16 protein-coding genes are annotated in these 18,110 nt (G+C 45.2%); all 16 read right to left on the minus strand.

The window, feature by feature from the left end; translation table 11 throughout:
- Positions 1–45 precede the first annotated feature (45 nt).
- The 16 genes from eno to ABFY19_RS12490 all read right to left on the minus strand — a co-directional run bounded on the left by eno (position 46) and on the right by ABFY19_RS12490 (position 18,087).
- Positions 46–1,335, minus strand: coding sequence for a phosphopyruvate hydratase (gene eno / locus ABFY19_RS12415; RefSeq protein ID WP_418790960.1), 1,290 nt, complete (start codon positions 1,333–1,335; stop codon positions 46–48).
- A gap of 48 nt (positions 1,336–1,383) precedes the next feature.
- Positions 1,384–2,904, minus strand: a complete 1,521-nt coding sequence (gene gpmI, locus ABFY19_RS12420; protein WP_418792605.1) for a 2,3-bisphosphoglycerate-independent phosphoglycerate mutase — start codon at positions 2,902–2,904, stop codon at positions 1,384–1,386.
- An 81-nt stretch (positions 2,905–2,985) separates the two neighbouring features.
- Positions 2,986–3,741 carry a triose-phosphate isomerase gene (gene tpiA, locus ABFY19_RS12425; protein ID WP_418790961.1) on the minus strand — a complete coding sequence of 252 codons (756 nt, stop codon included), beginning with the start codon at positions 3,739–3,741 and terminating at the stop codon, positions 2,986–2,988.
- A 22-nt stretch (positions 3,742–3,763) separates the two neighbouring features.
- Complete coding sequence (locus ABFY19_RS12430) at positions 3,764–4,957, minus strand: phosphoglycerate kinase (RefSeq protein WP_418790962.1); 1,194 nt, start codon at positions 4,955–4,957, stop codon at positions 3,764–3,766.
- A gap of 40 nt (positions 4,958–4,997) precedes the next feature.
- Positions 4,998–6,005 carry a type I glyceraldehyde-3-phosphate dehydrogenase gene (gap, locus tag ABFY19_RS12435; protein WP_418790963.1) on the minus strand — a complete coding sequence of 336 codons (1,008 nt, stop codon included), beginning with the start codon at positions 6,003–6,005 and terminating at the stop codon, positions 4,998–5,000.
- Between the two features lie 12 nt (positions 6,006–6,017).
- A complete protein-coding gene (locus ABFY19_RS12440) occupies positions 6,018–7,058 on the minus strand; it encodes a sugar-binding transcriptional regulator (protein WP_418790964.1) in 1,041 nt (346 codons plus the stop codon).
- 160 nt (positions 7,059–7,218) lie between these two features.
- On the minus strand, positions 7,219–8,655 hold the full coding sequence (gene rpoN / locus ABFY19_RS12445; RefSeq protein WP_418790965.1) for an RNA polymerase factor sigma-54: 1,437 nt from the start codon (positions 8,653–8,655) through the stop codon (positions 7,219–7,221).
- 103 nt (positions 8,656–8,758) lie between these two features.
- The gene (whiA, locus tag ABFY19_RS12450) at positions 8,759–9,709 is read right to left on the minus strand and encodes a DNA-binding protein WhiA (protein WP_418790966.1); all 951 of its coding nucleotides are present in this window, start codon (positions 9,707–9,709) and stop codon (positions 8,759–8,761) included.
- Between the two features lie 120 nt (positions 9,710–9,829).
- The gene (locus tag ABFY19_RS12455) at positions 9,830–10,279 is read right to left on the minus strand and encodes a YhcN/YlaJ family sporulation lipoprotein (protein ID WP_418790967.1); all 450 of its coding nucleotides are present in this window, start codon (positions 10,277–10,279) and stop codon (positions 9,830–9,832) included.
- A gap of 64 nt (positions 10,280–10,343) precedes the next feature.
- A complete protein-coding gene (locus ABFY19_RS12460; protein WP_418790968.1) occupies positions 10,344–11,642 on the minus strand; it encodes a gluconeogenesis factor YvcK family protein in 1,299 nt (432 codons plus the stop codon).
- Positions 11,643–11,645: 3 nt separating this feature from the next.
- Positions 11,646–12,524 (minus strand): RNase adapter RapZ, encoded by an 879-nt coding sequence (gene rapZ, locus ABFY19_RS12465; RefSeq protein WP_418790969.1) that lies wholly within the window; start codon positions 12,522–12,524, stop codon positions 11,646–11,648.
- A gap of 24 nt (positions 12,525–12,548) precedes the next feature.
- Complete coding sequence (locus tag ABFY19_RS12470; protein WP_418790970.1) at positions 12,549–13,313, minus strand: PHP domain-containing protein; 765 nt, start codon at positions 13,311–13,313, stop codon at positions 12,549–12,551.
- 14 nt (positions 13,314–13,327) lie between these two features.
- Positions 13,328–14,275 carry an ROK family protein gene (locus ABFY19_RS12475; RefSeq protein ID WP_418790971.1) on the minus strand — a complete coding sequence of 316 codons (948 nt, stop codon included), beginning with the start codon at positions 14,273–14,275 and terminating at the stop codon, positions 13,328–13,330.
- Positions 14,268–15,014: a phosphatase gene (locus ABFY19_RS12480; protein WP_418792606.1), complete on the minus strand. Its 747-nt coding sequence runs from the start codon at positions 15,012–15,014 to the stop codon at positions 14,268–14,270. Before ABFY19_RS12480 ends, ABFY19_RS12475 begins: the two co-directional genes overlap by 8 nt.
- A 5-nt stretch (positions 15,015–15,019) precedes the next feature.
- Positions 15,020–16,096 carry a bifunctional phosphoglucose/phosphomannose isomerase gene (locus ABFY19_RS12485; protein ID WP_418790972.1) on the minus strand — a complete coding sequence of 359 codons (1,077 nt, stop codon included), beginning with the start codon at positions 16,094–16,096 and terminating at the stop codon, positions 15,020–15,022.
- Entirely contained in the window at positions 16,093–18,087 is a 1,995-nt protein-coding gene (locus ABFY19_RS12490) for an amylo-alpha-1,6-glucosidase (RefSeq protein ID WP_418790973.1), read from the minus strand. The genes ABFY19_RS12485 and ABFY19_RS12490 overlap by 4 nt, the downstream gene beginning before the upstream one ends.
- Positions 18,088–18,110: the final 23 nt, after the last annotated feature.

Raw genomic sequence — 18,110 nt, forward strand, 5'->3', positions numbered from 1 at the left:
ATACAATGTAAATCACGGTTAATATACTGTTAATATAATAAAGATTTATACACTTTTAATATTATAAAATGCCTCTGTGCCGCCATATCCGGCAATATCAGCCAGCTCTTCCTCAATCCTCAGCAGTTGGTTGTATTTGGCCACCCTGTCTGTCCTGGACGGAGCCCCTGTCTTGATTTGCCCGGCATTGGCAGCAACGGCAATATCCGCAATGGTGGCATCTTCCGTCTCACCGGAGCGATGTGAAACAACAGCCGTATAACCGGCACGTTTGGCCATCTCTATAGCATCAAAAGTTTCTGTCAGGGTACCGATCTGGTTTACTTTTATCAGGATTGAGTTGGCAGTATCTGTCTCAATCCCCTTGGCCAGGCGTTCAGTATTTGTCACAAAAAGGTCATCACCTACCAGCTGAACCTTTTTCCCCAACCTTGCTGTCAGCTTCTGCCATCCTTCCCAATCATCCTCGGAAAGCCCGTCTTCGATCGAAATAATAGGGTACTTGCCGGAAATCTCTTCATAAAAATCTATCATTTCATCTGCTGTCTTAACAGTGCCCTCTCCCTCAAGATGGTATTTCCCCTCTTTATAGAGCTCGGTGGCCGCTACATCCAGAGCCAGCATGATATCTTCACCGGGCTTGTACCCTGCCCTGGAAACAGCATCCATAATTACTTCAAGGGCCTCTTCATTTGACTTCAGGTTTGGCGCAAAACCACCTTCATCTCCCACAGCCGTATTTAACCCTTTGCCTTTAAGTACGGCTTTCAGATGGTGAAAAATTTCGGCACACATCCTCAGGGCCTCTGCAAAGTTAAGCGCCCCCACAGGCATAACCATAAACTCCTGAATATCAACATTATTGTCTGCATGCTTCCCACCATTAAGAATGTTCATCATTGGCACCGGCAATACCTTGGCATTAATGCCTCCCAAGTACTTGTAAAGAGGCATTTCCAGACTGCTGGCTGCAGCTTTGGCAACAGCCATGGAAACTCCCAAAATAGCATTGGCACCCAAATTACCTTTGTTTGGAGTTCCGTCCAGGTCAATCATAATCCTGTCAACCTCAACCTGATCCATAGCGTCTAATCCGATAAGCTCAGGAGCAATAACGGTATTCACGTTCTCAACAGCCTTGAGGACACCTTTGCCCATATAGCGGTCATTTTGCTCATCCCTCAATTCAACCGCCTCATAAGCGCCAGTTGATGCACCGGACGGAACAGCTGCCCGTCCCATAGTGCCGTCTTCCAGAAAGACTTCCACCTCTACAGTAGGATTGCCGCGGGAGTCTAAAATTTCCCTGGCGAAAACATCAGCAATAATTGTCATTTTCATAACCTCCATTTTAATAACACCATCTCTATTAACTGTCAACTACTAATAAATTAACGATTCTCCAGTCATCTCTGCGGGCTTCTCAAGGCCAAGCAATCCCAGTATGGTTGGGGCTACATCCTCGAGCCTTCCAAGCTTCATACCGGCTTTCCGGTTTGCATTGTCAACATAGATTAAAGGAACACTGTTTATAGTATGAGCGGTATGCGGCTGTTCAGTCTCAGCAGCGGTCATTTGTTCTACATTCCCATGATCTGCTGTTATTAGGACAATACCGTTCTTCTTTTTTATAGTTTCAACTATTCTGGACATACAGTCATCAATTACCTCAACCGCTTTTATTGCCGCATCCATGATACCTGTATGGCCAACCATATCTGGATTGGCAAAATTAAGTATAATAACATCGTGCTTTTCAGCTTCAATTTCGTTTAAAACCGCCTCGGTAACCTCATAAGCACTCATTTCAGGCTTAAGGTCATATGTCGGCACTTTAGGTGAGGGAATCAAAATCCTCTCTTCTCCCTGATTTGGAGGCTCAACTCCCCCATTAAAGAAGAATGTAACATGGGCATACTTTTCGGTTTCCGCTATTCTAAGCTGTCTGATTCCTTTTTTGCTCAAGTACTCACCAAGGGTATTTTCCAGAACTTGCGGCTTAAAGGCTACCGGGGCCTCTATTGTTTTGTCATACTGAGTCATGCACACAAAATGTACCTGCGGGCAGCCCTGTTTTCTTGTGAAACCGGAAAAATCATCGTCAATAAATGCACGTGTAATCTCCCTGGCCCTGTCAGGACGAAAATTATAAAAGATAACCGTATCCCCGTCTTTGATAGTGGCAACCGGTTCTCCGGTCTTCTTGATAATCACTGTCGGAAATATAAATTCATCTGTGTCACCTTTTTCGTATGACCTGGCAACTGCTCCTGACGCCAGGGTAGCCTTTTCTCCTTCTCCATAAACCATAGCGTTATATGCCTTTTCAACCCGGTCCCACCTCTTGTCCCGGTCCATAGCATAATAACGCCCTATGGCAGTAGCAATAGCACCAAGGCCCAGTTCAATAAATTTGTTTTGCAGGGCATCTATATATTCCCTGGCATTAGCAGGAGGAACATCTCGCCCGTCAAGAATTGCATGAACATAAACATTCTGCAGCCCTTGCTGTTTAGCAATTTCCAGAAGGGCAAAAAGATGGCTGATATGACTGTGCACTCCGCCATCGGAAAGCAAACCCACCAGATGCAGGGCATTGTCATTATTCTTGGCATTATTGACACCCTCAAGGAGAACCCCGTTTGTAAAAAAGTCCCCTTCGCGAATAGCTTTTGTAATGCGGGTAAGGTCTTGGTAAACCACTCGCCCTGAGCCTATATTAAGGTGTCCCACTTCCGAATTGCCCATTTGTCCTTCAGGCAGACCCACGTCTTCACCACATGCACTCAGTAAAGTATGCGGATATGTCTCCAAAAGTTCATTATAATAAGGGGTATGAGCCTGTTTGAGAGCATTTCCCTTTTCCCCTTCACTTATTCCCCATCCGTCTAAAATCATCAGCATCAATGGTTTTCCAACAGCCGGCACAATATCACATCCTTCTCAATCAACAAAGTTATATGCCGAACCTGCTGCAATCGTCTTTTAATCTTTATATTTTACTATAGAGGCAAATACTTTTGCATCAAGGCTGGCTCCGCCGACCAGGGCACCGTCAATATCGGGCTGTCGCATTAAGTCGGCAATATTTTCCGGCTTGATGCTTCCACCATACAGTATGCGCACCCTGTCGGCAGCCTCTTTCCCATACATATCGGCAATCAACTGCCTAATAAAACTTACTACCTTCTGGGCATCCTTATCTGATGCGGTTTTTCCCGTACCGATAGCCCAAACCGGCTCATAGGCAACAACCAAGGTTGCTGCTTGTTCCTTATCAATTCCTAACAATCCAGCTTCAACCTGCTTTCTGATGACATCCTCGGTAATTCCCTTTTCCCTGTCCTCCAGCTTTTCACCAACACAAACTATTGGTATAAGCTCATAACCGAGTGCAGCCTGCAGCTTTTTATTAACCGTCTCATCTGTTTCCCCGAAATACTCACGGCGTTCCGAATGACCAATAATTACATAACTGCATCCCATATCCTGCAGCATTTTCGGAGAAATCTCACCGGTAAAAGCTCCCTTTTCTTCCCAGTACATGTTTTGGGCACCGAAGGAAATTATTGACCCTACCCCAGCCTCTATTGCCGCATCCAGTGCTAAAAAGGACGGGCAAACTACAACCTCTCTATCAATCACATCATCAACCAGCATTCCCAATTCACTAACCAATAAAATAGCCTCTTCAATAGTTTTATTCATTTTCCAGTTACCAGCTATTAATGGCTTACGCAAACCTGCCACCTCCTCATCACTGTTACATAACTGCCACTTTTCCCAAAGCCTTAATTCCCGGCAATTCCTTGCCTTCCAAAAACTCCAGTGAGGCCCCGCCGCCTGTTGATATATGGCTGATTTTCTGAGCCACACCCATCTTCTTAACTGCGGCAACCGAATCACCACCGCCAACTATTGATATGCCATCAGATTCACCAACTGCTTTAGCCAAAGCTTCTGTGCCTTTGGCAAAGGACGCTATCTCAAATACTCCCATAGGACCATTCCAAATAATGGTACCGGAATCTCTTGCAGCATCGGCAAATATCCTGGAACTCTCAGGTCCAATATCAACTGCAGACCATCCTCCCGGAACCTTATCTACACTTACAACCATGTAAGGTGAATCTGCTGAAATACTTTCCGCTGCTGTCAGGTCAACCGGAAGCAGTAATTTGATATTTTTTTCTTCAGCCTTTTCAATAATTTTTTTAACTAGTCCAACCTTGTCTTCCTCTACCAACGAATTCCCCATGTCATAACCCTGAGCCCTCAGAAAGGTATTAGCCATACCCCCTCCGATAATCAGAGTATCCACCTTGTCAAGGAGATTCTCAAGAACCCCAATCTTGTCGGAGACCTTTGCACCCCCGACAATAGCAGCAAATGGTCTTACCGGATTCCGTAACGCCTTGCCTAGGTGTTCAATTTCTTTTTCCATAAGGAATCCCACGGCGCCAGGAAGCATATTTGCAATACCTGCAGTTGAAGCATGAGCCCTATGAGCTGTACCAAAAGCGTCATTTACAAATATATCAGCCAGTGCCGCTAACTCCCTGACAAAGCCCGGGTCATTTTTCTCTTCACCCGCATGAAACCTGAGATTTTCCAGAAGCGCTACATCCCCGTTGTTCATCTTAGCAATCACTTTTCGAGGTTCTTCACCGACACAGTCCCGGACAAAAACCACTCTTTGGCCGAGAATTTCTTCAAGCCTCTTAGCTGCGGGAGCCAGAGAAAATTTTTCAACAGCCTGGCCCTTTGGCCGTCCCAGGTGTGAAGCCAGGATTAGTTTGGCACCGTGCTCTATAAGATACTTTATCGTAGGAACAGCCGCCCTGATTTTGGTATCATCCGTAATTGCCCTATCTTCATTGAGAGGTACATTAAAATCTACTCTGACAAATACTCTTTTCCCTTGTACGTTCATTTCTTTGATTGTTTTAACCTGCATTAATACTTTACCTCCCTATTCCTATCAAATTTTTAATATTTTATAACCCCTTGCCGATAATATAACCAATAAGATCGACTACCCTGTTGGAATAACCCCATTCGTTGTCATACCACGAAAGCACCTTTACCATATTGCCTTCTATAACCATAGTAGAGAGAGCATCTACAATAGATGAATGGGAATTCCCGTTAAAATCCTTAGAAACCAGGGGCTCCTCACAGTATTCTAATATCCCCTTTAGTTCATTTTCAGCCGCGGCTTTAAAAAATGCATTAACTTCCTCTGCACTGGTTGGCACTGCAAGCTCAGCAACTAAATCTACAACTGAAACATTAGGGGTTGGCACCCTGATAGCAAAACCATTTAGCTTACCTTTTAATTCCGGCAAAACCAATGCCACTGCTTTGGCAGCTCCGGTTGTGGTAGGAATCATAGACATTCCGGCCGCCCTTGCCCGGCGAAGGTCTTTGTGGGGAAGGTCCAGAATCTGCTGATCATTAGTATAAGCATGAATAGTTGTCATCAGGCCCTTAACGATTCCGAATTTTTCGTGCAAAATCTTGGCAAAGGGCGCCAAACAGTTCGTAGTACAAGATGCATTTGAAATAATATGATGCTTAGCCGGATCATACTTTTCTTCATTAACACCCATTACTATGGTAATATCCTCTTCCTTTGCAGGTGCTGATATTATTACTTTGGCAGCTCCTGCATCTAAATGCCTGGCAGCATCGGCACGCTTGGTAAACCTCCCTGTTGATTCCACAACAACCTGGACCCCCAATTCTTTCCAAGGCAGTTGACCAGGATCCTTCTCAGCAGTAATTTTTATTTCTCTGCCATTAACTAATATGGTTCCTTCCCCTGCTTTAACATCTGCCGGAAATATCCCGTGTACCGAATCATATTTCAGAAGATGAGCAAGCGTTTTAGCATCTGTAAGGTCATTTACAGCAATGATGTCAATTTCAGGGTTATTTAATGCTGCTCTGAAAACCAACCTTCCAATACGTCCAAATCCATTGATTCCTACTTTAATACTCATATAATCTCCTCCTCAATTAATTTCAACTTCATTCAACTGTTCCAGCATGGCTCTTCCAGCACCTTCGTCCGTCACCAGAACAGTTTCGCTGCCGCTGGAACAAACCGCCAGGATTGCCGCCGCCTTTTTTCTGCCACCGGCAACTCCGATTACATGGTCAATCTTTTTAAGGTCATTAAGACGTATCCCCAGACTGTGTATTGTCCAGATTATGGTTCCGTTTTTAGCAAAATAATGCCCGAAGGCCTCCCCCACAGAACCGGAATCTATCAGCCACTTTGTCTTTTCAGGAGAATCGTCCCGATTGGCTGAAATTTCCCTGGCATTGCCGATTCCATGTACAAGAATATCGGCAGATTTAATAGTCTTAATAATATCTTTTATATGGGGGTCTCTGTTTAAAGAATTCATAGCATCTTCACCGATATTGTCCGGAACATGGAGCAACCGGTACTGGGCCTTTAACCTTTTGGCAATTTTTGCCGCAATGGTATTTGCCTGAATCTCTACTTCCTCCCCTAAACCTCCCCGGGCAGGAACAAGCAACAGGTCCCTGGGATTGTACGATATCGGCACGGCATTAGCCACCTCTCCGACCGTAGTTCCACCTGTTACCGCGATAATACTGCCTTCTTTCAGTACTCCCAGCAAATGGCGCGATGCAACCCTGCCAAGTTCCTTTTTTACAGATTCGTCCGAATCCGAATCTCCCGGAACAACTATTGCCTGTTTCAAGCCCAGGCGCTCTCTTAAACTGTTTTCAATATCAACCAAGCCTCTCAGGTCTTTTATGAAGTCTGAGAGCTCATGAATCATCAGTTCCCCGTCACCAGTAAGTTTTACACCTGATAAATCACCTTCCAAAAGGCCCTGCCCCTTTAGAAAATCAAGTTCCGAACGGACAATTCGTTCACCAAGCCTAAGGTCATGTGCCAAAACGCGCCTGCCAACAGGCTGTGAATGAGATACATGTCGCAGTATAGTATATCTTCTTTCAATAAGTTCTATTAATTCAGGAACTATCTTTTGCTGCAGGGTTATAATATCTTTCATCAGGTTCTCCAGCCTCCCGCAGCGGGTCACTTAATGTCCCGCTACATAATTATATGTCCCGGTAAGCCAATAAAGAAGCCCATTTTTTGCCTAATTCGATATATTGTTCTACGTTTTTAAATAAAATCCTTTTTTCAAACAAAAATTATTTCTGACTATATTATTTTTTGTACCTTCTCCTTTGAGAAGTCGGTAAAATACCAATTTCATCCCGGTATTTGGCTACAGTACGCCTGGAAATATTGACTCCCTTTGCCTGAATGTTCTCTGCGATTCTCTGGTCACTCATAGGTTTATACTGGTCTTCTGCCTCCACCAATTCCTTAATTAATTTTTTCACAGCCTCTGCAGAAGTTGATGTTCCATAAATGTTGGAGACACCGCTGGAAAAGAAAAACTTCATCTCAAATAAGCCTCGCGGAGTCTGCATATACTTTCCGGCAGTAGCCCTGCTTACTGTGGATTCGTGTATATCCAAGGTTTCAGCCACATTTCTCAGGTTCATGCTTTTCAAGTACTTTACTCCCCTGTCAAAAAAGTCCCGCTGGTAATCTACTATACAGCGGGAAACCTTATAAAGCATTTCCCGGCGCTGTTCAATACTTCTTATCAACCATACGGCAGAGTTAAGCTTTTCCTCAACATATTTACGGCTTTCCTGGTCAGTATTGTTTCCCCTCACTATATTTTTATATGCGTCACTAACTGACAGACGTGGGGCTGAAACATCATTTACAAGGATTATATATTCATTATCCACCTTTTCCACAACAACATCAGGAGTAATGTACCGGGTTCTGTCAGCAGGTGAAAATATCCTCCCCGGCTTAGGCTCAAGTAATTTCAGAAGGTCCAACGCCTCCTGAACCCGATGCAGCTGAACACCAAGTTTTTTAGCAACTTTCATGATTTTTCCGGCAGCAATTTCATGCAGGTAATTGGTGATAATTTCCTTAAGCAACTTATTTTTAAGTTCAAGCTGGACATACTGAATCAACAAGCACTCCTCAAGGTTCCTGGCCCCAATTCCAGGAGGCTCCATGCCCTGAATAATTTCGAGGACCTTTTCAGCTATATTATTAGGAACACTGCATTTGACCGCAGCCTCCTCCACGGAACAATGCAGATATCCATTATCATCAATGTTTCCGATAAAGAATTCCCCCACTAATTTTTCTTCCACATTCAAGGGGCTGAATGCCAGTTGAAACATTAAGTACCCTTGCAGGGTCGGAAATTCCGCAATAATATTTTCGAAACGCGGGGGTTCCTCCTGATAGCTGGGTGTAAAGTCATTCAAGCTACCGGCTTTATCATTAAAATACTGATCCCAGTCAATATCCACTTTTTCCATTTGGTCTGCCAATTCCTGTTCGGTAGATTTCTCATTTTGGGTGTCAGCCGCAGCATCGGCGACATCAACCGTATCTGCAGCAGATTCAGCAATTTCCAACAATGGGTTCTCCACCAATTCATTTTCAATAAGCTCTGTAAGTTCAACGGTCGATAACTGCAAAATTTTTATTGCCAGCCTAAGTTCAGGAGTCATTATAAGCTTTTGTGTTTGCTCCTGGTAGAGCCCAAACCCCATACGCATAAATGCCACTCCCTAATCAATTAATACGTTAAGTATAGTTTCTGCAACCCCAGCTATTTTCCCTTTTTCGGTTAATATAATATTATGCGAGTAAAATATGTCCTTATTCAGCTTTCATGCTTTCTCTAATTTTTTCTGCAATTTCCTGTATTCTCCTCATCCGGTGGTTTACTCCTGATTTTCCTATTTTGGGTTCCAGCATCTCTCCAAGTTCCTTAAGACTGATATCAGGATAAGTGAGGCGGTATTCTGCTATTGACCTAAGAATGTCAGGCAGCTTAGACAGGCCAATTACCCTGTCAATCAGCCTGATATCCTCAACCTGCCTGACAGCGGCATTAACGGTTTTATTAAGATTAGCAGTTTCACAATTAACCAGGCGGTTAACTTGATTTCTGACGTCTTTATAAATCCTAACATTTTCAAAATTTAGCAAAGCCCCGTGAGCTCCCATCAAGTTAAGCAGCTTAATGATATCCTCACTGCCCTTTAAGTAAACAACATCCCAGTTTTTCCTCTTGTTAATTCCTGCCGCCAGTTTATACCGTTTCAGAATACTGCATAATACCTGGCTAAATTCTTCGTTATTAACAAGTATCTCTAGATGGTAGTTCCCCTCAGGGTCACTCACTGAACCACCGCCGAGAAAAATCCCTCGAAGATACGACCTCCGGCAGCATTCCTTTTTTAACAGGTCAGGTTTAATGTCATCCGAAAGCCGACCCTTGTCATCAAGCATTCCAAGGGCATGGAGTACTGTAACTACATCATCCTGGGTCAGCATCCTAACCAAATAGATATTGTTCTTTTTTAACTTATTTTTCTTTTTAATTAGGATGTCTGTTTTGACTGCAAAGAGATTTTTCAAATATGTAATTAATTTACGGGCAACTGCTGCGCTTTCTGTAATCAGATGCAATGAAATCCGGTGCCGGCCGCTTATCTGAATGAGTCCGTCCATTTTGACCAAGGCAGCCAGTTCAGCAGTCTGGCAGCAACGTTTTTGAGCCAAAATACGAGCCAATTCATTTTTGGTATCTGTGGAAAAAGACATCCTGACGCCCCTCCGGTCTTAGTTATAACCTTTTAGTAAAATTATAACATACTGTAACAAAATCGAACAGTTAAGGCCCAACTGTATAAACAATGTACAGTCAGGCCTTGTCTAAAGTCACTAGTCAGTTTGGGGTGTCAACCGCTGGATTATTTCTCCGATTTCGTCTAAATCCTCAGTTACTGGTCTGCCTTTCCTCACATTATCTGCCAGTTCCTTAATCCTTGCTGTAGTATCCGGATCAGATGAAACATATGCCCTGACTATACGGGCATCAGCCTCTGCTTTTTCGGCAACTCTGTTCTTGATATTGCTTATACCCGGTTCCTGTTGGTCCTTATCAATATCAATCCCTATCAATGCAACATTACCAACTACTACCGAATATGATTTTTCAACTCCCTGAACAGACATGGCAATTTTATTAATGTCTGCAGCTAAATCTTTTGTCTCAGCAGTGCTTTTTGGGGTGCTCGGAAGGGGTTTTTTCTGGGTCGTACAGCCACCCAATACAATTATAGCAACCAGTAAAACCACAGCCGGAAATATTCTGCTTTTTATTTTAGCCAATTTGTCTCACCTCCTCCTTATCAGTATTAGTCTGCCTCCGGAGGAGCTTTTTATGCGCAAATGTTCACATGCCTTTGACCTTCTGCCTAACATGAAACAGCCCGGGCAGCAAAGATTTTTCCTGGCCCAGCCCCAAATCGCCGATAAGACCCATCACAGATTCGGCCAGTTTAACCGGGTCATGGCGTACCAAGTCACTCTCAAACACCAGGTCCTTCTTTATTGACCTTACTTTCATTTCTTCGATCTGCTTCATGTCTGCCTTAACCGGAACAGCGCCGTCCTTTTGATATTTCCGCAGAAGTTTCCGGGGAATTTCCTGGACATTAACAATAGCATAATCAATCAGCCCTGACCCGGCATGGCGGTGAATGGCCCTAATATGGTCTGAAGCTGTATAACCTTCGGTCTCACCCGGCTGTGTCATGATATTGCATGCATAAACCGTCACTGCCGGGGAAGCAGCTATAGCCTCCGCCATCCCCCGGATTAAAAGGTTCGGGATAACACTGGTATACAGGCTTCCCGGGCCAAGAACGATCAGATCGGCATCGGCTATGGCCTGGAATGCCTCCGGAACAGGATCACAATCACCCGGTTTCAGAAATACCCGCTTAATCTTTTTGCCTGTGCGCGGTATTTTCGATTCACCCTCAATAATACTGCCATCCTCAAGTTCAGCACACAAGCTGCAGTTCTTCAGTGTAGCAGGCAAAACCTGACCCCTGACTGCTAATACCTTGCTCATCTCCCTTACTGCTGTCCCAAAATCCCCTACAACCTGGGTCATTGCAGTCAGCAGCAGGTTTCCCATACTATGTCCCGCTAAGCCATAACCATTGGAAAACCGGTGCTGAAACAGGTCTTCCATCAATGTCTCCTTGTCTGCCAGGGCAACTAGGCAGTTCCTGATATCGCCCGGAGGCAGTATTCCAAATTCTCCGGCCAATTTTCCTGAACTGCCACCATCGTCAGCAACAGTAACGATAGCTGTAATATTGCTGGTGAATTTTTTCATTCCCCGCAGCAGCGCCGACAGGCCGGTCCCACCGCCAACCACAACAACCTTAGGACCCCGCTTCAGATAATGTTTGCGATAAATAATGTCGGCAACATCTTCCTCTTTCCCTGGGGCCAGTGCCCTAATTATAGAATGCAGGGTATTCCGTGTCCCTATACATACCATAAAAGCTCCTACCGCAAGAAGAAGGAGCCCTGTTTCCAGAGGAGAGCCCCGTAGGATGTGATCTAATTTATTTGTTACCAGTATTATCCCGATGCCAAAACAGAATGCCCCCGCAAAAGCCAGGGCCATCCAACGCTTAACACACAAACCAGGGTACAGCCATTTAAATCTATGCATTAATTACACCCCTGACATGTTTTTCTCCAGGTCACGGTGTCTCTTATTAACCATATAATTACTGGTTTTCAGGAATTTATACAGCTTATTGACAAGAGTAACCGAACGGTGCTGCCCGCCTGTACAGCCGATGGCTATAACTAAGCTGGTTTTCCCTTCATTGATATAATGGGGAATCAGAAATTCGATTAGTCCTGAAAATTTCTTCATGAAAGTCTTACTAACAGGAGAATCAAACACGTACTCCTGAACCTCAATATCATTACCGGTCAGAGGTCTCAATTCTTTAATATAATGCGGATTAGGCAAGAACCTGACATCAAATACAAGGTCTGCATCCATAGGAATGCCATACTTGTAGCCAAAAGACATTACATCTATATTAAGATTATATTCCTCATTATCCAATCCATAGAGCAGGGTTATTTGTTCCTTGAGCTGCTTGTTGGTAAGATTAGAAGTATCTATTACCTTGCTGGCTTTCCCCTTCATTTCCTCAAGCTTAAGCCGCTCTTCTCTGATACCATCCAGGACCCTGCCTTGGGCTCCCAAAGGATGACGCCTCCGAGACTCTTTGAACCTCCTCACCAGGGTCTCGTCAGATGCATCCAGAAAAAGAATTTCACACCTGATGCCCAGTGATTTAAGATTCTCCAGGGAATCATAAACAGCATCAAAAAATCCGCCACCCCTGATATCAACTACTAATGCTATTTTATTTATTTTCCCTTCCGATTGTGCACAAAGTTCCGCAAATTTGGGAATCAGCGTAGGGGGAAGATTATCCACACAAAAGAACCCAAGGTCTTCCAGACACTGAATGGCCTGGGTTTTCCCTGCTCCGGACAGCCCTGTAACAATTACAAATTTGATTTCATTCATTTCTCCACCCCATAATACCGGTTACTAATTATTTCGCCGGGAAAACCGTTTTTCCTTCAAAACCGCATTTAATACTCTCTCCTCAGGTACCCCAAACTTTTCTAAGACAACGGCTCCCTCCTGCAATTCCCCAATTGATGCAGGAAAATGAGCATCACTGCAAACAACGAAATTGACCCCTGTTTTCATCGCTGTTCTCACAATGTCGTCTTTGTCATAGTGATGGCCTGTATTAATTTCAATAGCCGTATCACTGGCAGCACAGGCTGCAGATAATTCACTTATGTCAACCGGCATTTTCAGATTCGGATGGCTGATAAAGTCGACCTCATGCCTGAACACTGCTTCCTTAAGGGCTTTAGTATTGCTAATACGGGCTTTTTCGCGAACCCCCCTGCTGATACCTGCCAACTGGTTAATTCCTACTACCGACCAGAGCCCTTCCAGCGAAGCAGGGACTACGTAAGGGTGTAAACCGACAATCAGGATATCCAGCTTGTCCCAGACCTCCCGTGGAATATCTATAGAACCGTCACTGCTTGTAATATCTGCTTCTGCTCCCACCTTCAAGGTAAGTCCGGGATATCTTTTGGCAACATCCCTGACCTCATCAATAATTTGAAAATATGTTCCACCGTCTTTTACCCCAGTCCCGATATTTCCCGGTCCATGGTCAGTTATAGCCAGCTCGCTCAGCCCTATGGCCAGAGCCGCCTCTGCATTTTCGGCAATTGTACCCTTTCCGTCACTGTATTTGGAATGAGTGTGCCAATCAGCAAAAAATTCCACAAAAAACACCTCTTTTAATTAACCTCTAACACAAGTTTCGCAGCCCCTACAAATCCGGCATCATTCCCCAGTTGAGCGGCTGCTATCCGGACAATACTGCCTGCAGTCTCCAGACAGTTATCCCTGGCAGCCCGGCAGAGGGGGTCTAAAAACAAATGCCCGGCTCCGGAAACACCGCCTCCAATGACAATAGTATCCGGGTTAAGTATGTTAATAATATTACCCAGCCCAATTCCCAGGTAATATGCTGACTTTTCAGCTATTTCAAGTGCCAGCCGGTCTCCGTCCCTGGCAGCCATAATAATATCCTTGGCTTCCAGGTTCTCCTCCTTGGAAAGTACGGTCTTTATGCCACTGTCCATTGCTTCCCGAGCCATCCTGACCATAGCGGTTGCCGAAGTAAGGGTTTCCAGGCAGCCCCGGCGGCCGCAACTGCACTGTGGCCCGTCAGACTCAATAACAACATGACCCAGTTCTCCGGCTGCCCCGCTTGCACCCGTATACAACTGCCCATTGAGGATAATGCCACTGCCTATGCCTGTCCCTATGGTCACCATAACCATGTTTACTGAACCTCGCCCGGCACCGCGCCAGTGTTCACCCAAAGCAGCTACATTAGCGTCATTTTCCAGAAAAATAGGCAAACCGGTATTCCTGTAGAGGTATTTAGCTAAAGGCACATTTCTCCAGTAGAGGTTTGGAGCAAAAATAACCTCTCCTTTTTCACGCTCAGGCTGTCCGGGAACACCTATACCTACACCGGCAACTCGATTACCTGTGCGTCTCGCCAAATCTTCAAGTTCTGTTATCATTCCGCCAATCCTGTTGACAACAGCTTCAGGCCCCGCATCTGACAAGGTGGGAGTCTCCTTTTTTTCGATAATTTCGCCGTTTAGGTCCAGCAAGGCTCCCTTTATGTTTGTGCCTCCCAGGTCAATTCCAATCACACATTCATTATTCAATGGCATCACCTTTATTGGTTTTCTTCCTTCTCAGGTAAGTCACCACTTTCTCCACAGAAGTGTTTAACACCTGTTCCTCACTGATGCCTGCCGCTATCACCGTCTCCACGGCAAGGTCAAACATGCCTACATCTGCAGCAAAGTGAGCATCACTCCCTATAACCACAGGGCCACCATATGCTGCAATCATCCGTGCTATGCTGGAGCAGTTGTCGTAACTGCCCCTGCGGCTGCCGCAAAATGAACTGTTATTTATCTCCAGAGGGATTCCTTTTTCAGCCGCTTTACTGACTACTGCCTCATAATTCAACGGAAATTCTGGATTGCCTGGATGGACAATAATATCCACAATGGGGTTTTCCATGAGATTGAGCATGGCCCTGGTACAATCCTCCATATCTGAAGATTTAAAACATCCGGTGTGAAAGCCTGCCAGAACTATATCCAGCCTCTCCAGATAATACTTATCCAGGTCAAGGTCTCCTTTGTCATTAATGATATTGGCCTCAACGCCTTTGAGAACCATGACCCCTCCAATTTCCGCAGGCAGTACCCTCAAGTTTCCAAAATGGTAATGATGAGGGGCTCCGGGCATCGCCGGCCCGTGGTCAGTAATAGCTACCATTTGCAGGCCCCTTTCCTTGGCTGCAGCTGCTATTTCTCCTATAGTACTGTAAGCATGTCCGCTCGCAACAGAATGTATATGTAAGTCCGCTTTGAGTTCTAGTTTAATAACAATTCACCTCAACTTTCAGCCAGTTTTCCCTTCAGGTAGTCAATATTTTTCACTGGCGTTGGGTCAATGCCATACAAGGCAGCCAGGTAAACACTGACATAATCCCCTATATATGTTAGAGAAAACAACCTGGACAGGCGCCCTTCGCCCTGGGACCACACTTCGGCGACCCCGCCGACCACGCCTTTGACAATATCTTTACTGATATCCATACGTTTCTGTACCCGGGGATGGTCTTCGCTATCCCTAAGAATTACAATTTCCAGCTGTCCCAAGAGTGCGGCAGGTTCTTCAAAACCTACAATCTCATTATGATTTAGTTCAGGGAAAACATTCCAATAAGCTGGAGCCTTCCCATTTTCATTTACCTGGCCCTTCCACCTCATGGCAACTACCTCGGTACCACCACCGGCCCCCCAGATTATAGGTATTTTCCGGTAAAATCTGGCTGCTATTTGTTTGGCAATATTCTGCTTAACCGGGGTTTCAGGTCTTAGCTGTTCCCTGAGTGACCTGAGAATGCGCGTCAATTCTTCCAGTTCAACTGCCAGACCGCTGATTAAGCCTAGTTTTTCCAATACTGTAAGTGTAGGAATCAAGAGGTAGCCGGTCGCGGCCCTGGGAGATATCCCGGCAGGTACAACTATCACCGGATAACCGTCTGCCTCAGCCATCTGGCGTAGTTTCCCCCCATTGGTAAGGGCCACTATCCTGGCTCCCTTCTCCCTTGCCTGGATATAAGCACTTATGGTTTCCTCTGTATTCCCGGAGTAACTCACGGCAAACAGCAAGGTTTTGCTGTCTACAAATGCGGGCAGGTTATAGTCACGATTAACAATTACAGGTATCACTAGTTTATTAGTCACATAAAGGCGCAGGAAATCACCCCCGATAGCTGATCCTCCCAGGCCTGTGACAACTATGTTGGAAACATTGGCGGCATAATCGGAAGGCATCTCAATTTTCCTTCCTATTGCCAAGGCTTCCTCACACTGTTCCGGCATTTGCCACAATGCATCCAGCATTCCACCGGGGTCATTGGCTTTAACAGTTTCAAGATTGTTCAAGTCATTTAGGTTATTCATAAGTTTTTTCCCCCTTTGTTCGGTACGCTCATGAGTATATCTTCAACATAAGCACGAAGTACTTCGGCAACACTCCATGCCTGGGAAAAACAGCCCCTGGGGAGATGCGGGGGGTCTCCGTCAAACACCTCGGATATCGAACCGACACCATGTTCCCTCAAGTGGGCCTTAAAAGGGGCAATAAACCGTTCCGCAATTACCTTGCTTTCATGTGAATAGTCATGAACCTTACGGAAGGCAGTTATAAACGGACCAGCCAGCCAGCCCCACCCAGTTCCCCTGTGATAAGCCGAATCCCTCCGCACAACATCACCCTGGTATTTCCCGTGATATTCGCTATCAGTAGGTGCTAAACTTCTCAGCCCATAGGAGAAATAGAGCTCACGCCATACTGTGTTTACCACATGGACCTGTTTCCCATGATCCAGTGGCGAGAACGGGAGGGATACCGCAAAAATCTGGTTGGGCCGGATTGATTCATCCCTGCTGCTGCCGTTAACCAGATCATAAAGGCGTTTTTTTTCGGGATTCCAGAACCGGTTTATAAAATTATTCCTCACTACTGCAGCCAAGCTATCAAGATCATTATTATTATCACGATATTTTCCGGCCAGCCTAGTTATTACTTGAAGAGCATTATACCAGAGAGCATTAATTTCCACCGGTTTACCGTGTCTTGGGGTTACTACCCAGTCACCAATTTTAGCATCCATCCAAGTAAGCTGCTGTCCTTGTTCCCCAGCAAAAATCAGACCGTCATCATCCATACCGATATTAAAATCCGTACCCTGGCGATAATTTCTGATAATTTCCCTGAGTACCGGGTAAATCTCTTTTTTGATGAACTCATGGTCCCCGGTATATTGAAGGTACTTGTAAACAGAGTGAAAAAACCACAATGAGGCATCAACCGTATTATATAACGGCGCTCCCCCCTGGTCGGGAAACATGTTGGGAATAAGACCGCCGGCACAGTAGTTGGCAAAAGTCTGCAGAATCTCCCTGGCCTCTGCAAACCTCCCGGTTACCAAGGTTAACCCCGGTAGAGCTATCATTGTATCCCGGCCCCAATCGGTAAACCATGGGTATCCGGCAATCACAGTCCCGGCCCCCGTTGACTCTCTCCGGACAATAAATGTATCTGCAGCGAGGACAAGCCGGTTAACAAACTCCTCATGAAATCCCAGTTCTTCAACAAGTGCGGCAAGGCGGCGTTCGGCGCTCACCTGTTCCAGAAGCGGATTAGAGATATCTCTTTCTCCTGCCACCGCAGCAATTATACTAAATGATTCTCCGTTAGATACCTCAATTTCAAAATTACCCGGCATATAATGGTCTTCCCAGGGGTTCAGCCCTCGTTCTTCCTCCTGGGCATAAAACATCCCCTCAAACCAGTACCCCGGTCCTCTGTTATATAATGCCCGGTCTGAATATAGCCGTAGTTTTGGCGCTCCCTGATAGGCCTCAATGACAACAGACCGCTGATCTGTTTCCTGGCTGAAAGGCCAATCGTTTTTTTGCATGGTATGGTGATAATGGCGGCAATTAACAAAAGGGGTTACCCTAACCCTTACCGCGGCATTGCTGCCTGTATACATAGTATATCTAATAATAGTAATATTTGCGTCACGAACCATAAAGACCGTTTTTTCCAGAATTATATTTTTAAATGCATAAATATATGTGGGAAAAGGCCGTAATTCAAAACCCTGCAGATGATTATGCCCTTCCGGATATACACCTGTCCCCGTCTGATTGCAGCCTAACAAATAAGTTTCTCCTTCCAGCTCCACTTCTTCCTCAAGTTTGGCTAAGAGCAGGGTCCTCTCAACAGGAGGTTTCAGAGATGCAAAGAGCAGCCCATGATACTTGCTGGTGTTTGAGCCAACAACAGTTGATGATGCAAAACCACCCAATCCGTTAGCAACCAGCCACTGCCTGCCAACATTGCTGGCATAATCACCCAGTTCATGACAACCAATAATCATCATTCGCCCTCCTATCAGAGTCAAAC

The organism is Phosphitispora sp. TUW77, assembly GCF_048453025.1.
Lineage (GTDB): Bacteria > Bacillota > Thermincolia > Thermincolales > UBA2595 > Phosphitispora.

Coding starts and splice junctions, on each gene's coding strand:
- ABFY19_RS12440 (WP_418790964.1), bottom strand. CDS start 7,058: ATGAAAGATATTATAACCCTGCAGCAAAAGATAGTTCCTGAATTAATA.
- ABFY19_RS12490 (WP_418790973.1), bottom strand. CDS start 18,087: ATGATGATTATTGGTTGTCATGAACTGGGTGATTATGCCAGCAATGTT.
- rpoN (WP_418790965.1), bottom strand. CDS start 8,655: ATGCGTATGGGGTTTGGGCTCTACCAGGAGCAAACACAAAAGCTTATA.
- whiA (WP_418790966.1), bottom strand. CDS start 9,709: ATGTCTTTTTCCACAGATACCAAAAATGAATTGGCTCGTATTTTGGCT.
- ABFY19_RS12485 (WP_418790972.1), bottom strand. CDS start 16,096: ATGAATAACCTAAATGACTTGAACAATCTTGAAACTGTTAAAGCCAAT.
- rapZ (WP_418790969.1), bottom strand. CDS start 12,524: ATGAATGAAATCAAATTTGTAATTGTTACAGGGCTGTCCGGAGCAGGG.
- ABFY19_RS12430 (WP_418790962.1), bottom strand. CDS start 4,957: ATGCAGGTTAAAACAATCAAAGAAATGAACGTACAAGGGAAAAGAGTA.
- gap (WP_418790963.1), bottom strand. CDS start 6,005: ATGAGTATTAAAGTAGGAATCAATGGATTTGGACGTATTGGAAGGTTG.
- eno (WP_418790960.1), bottom strand. CDS start 1,335: ATGACAATTATTGCTGATGTTTTCGCCAGGGAAATTTTAGACTCCCGC.
- gpmI (WP_418792605.1), bottom strand. CDS start 2,904: ATGCTGATGATTTTAGACGGATGGGGAATAAGTGAAGGGGAAAAGGGA.
- ABFY19_RS12460 (WP_418790968.1), bottom strand. CDS start 11,642: ATGCATAGATTTAAATGGCTGTACCCTGGTTTGTGTGTTAAGCGTTGG.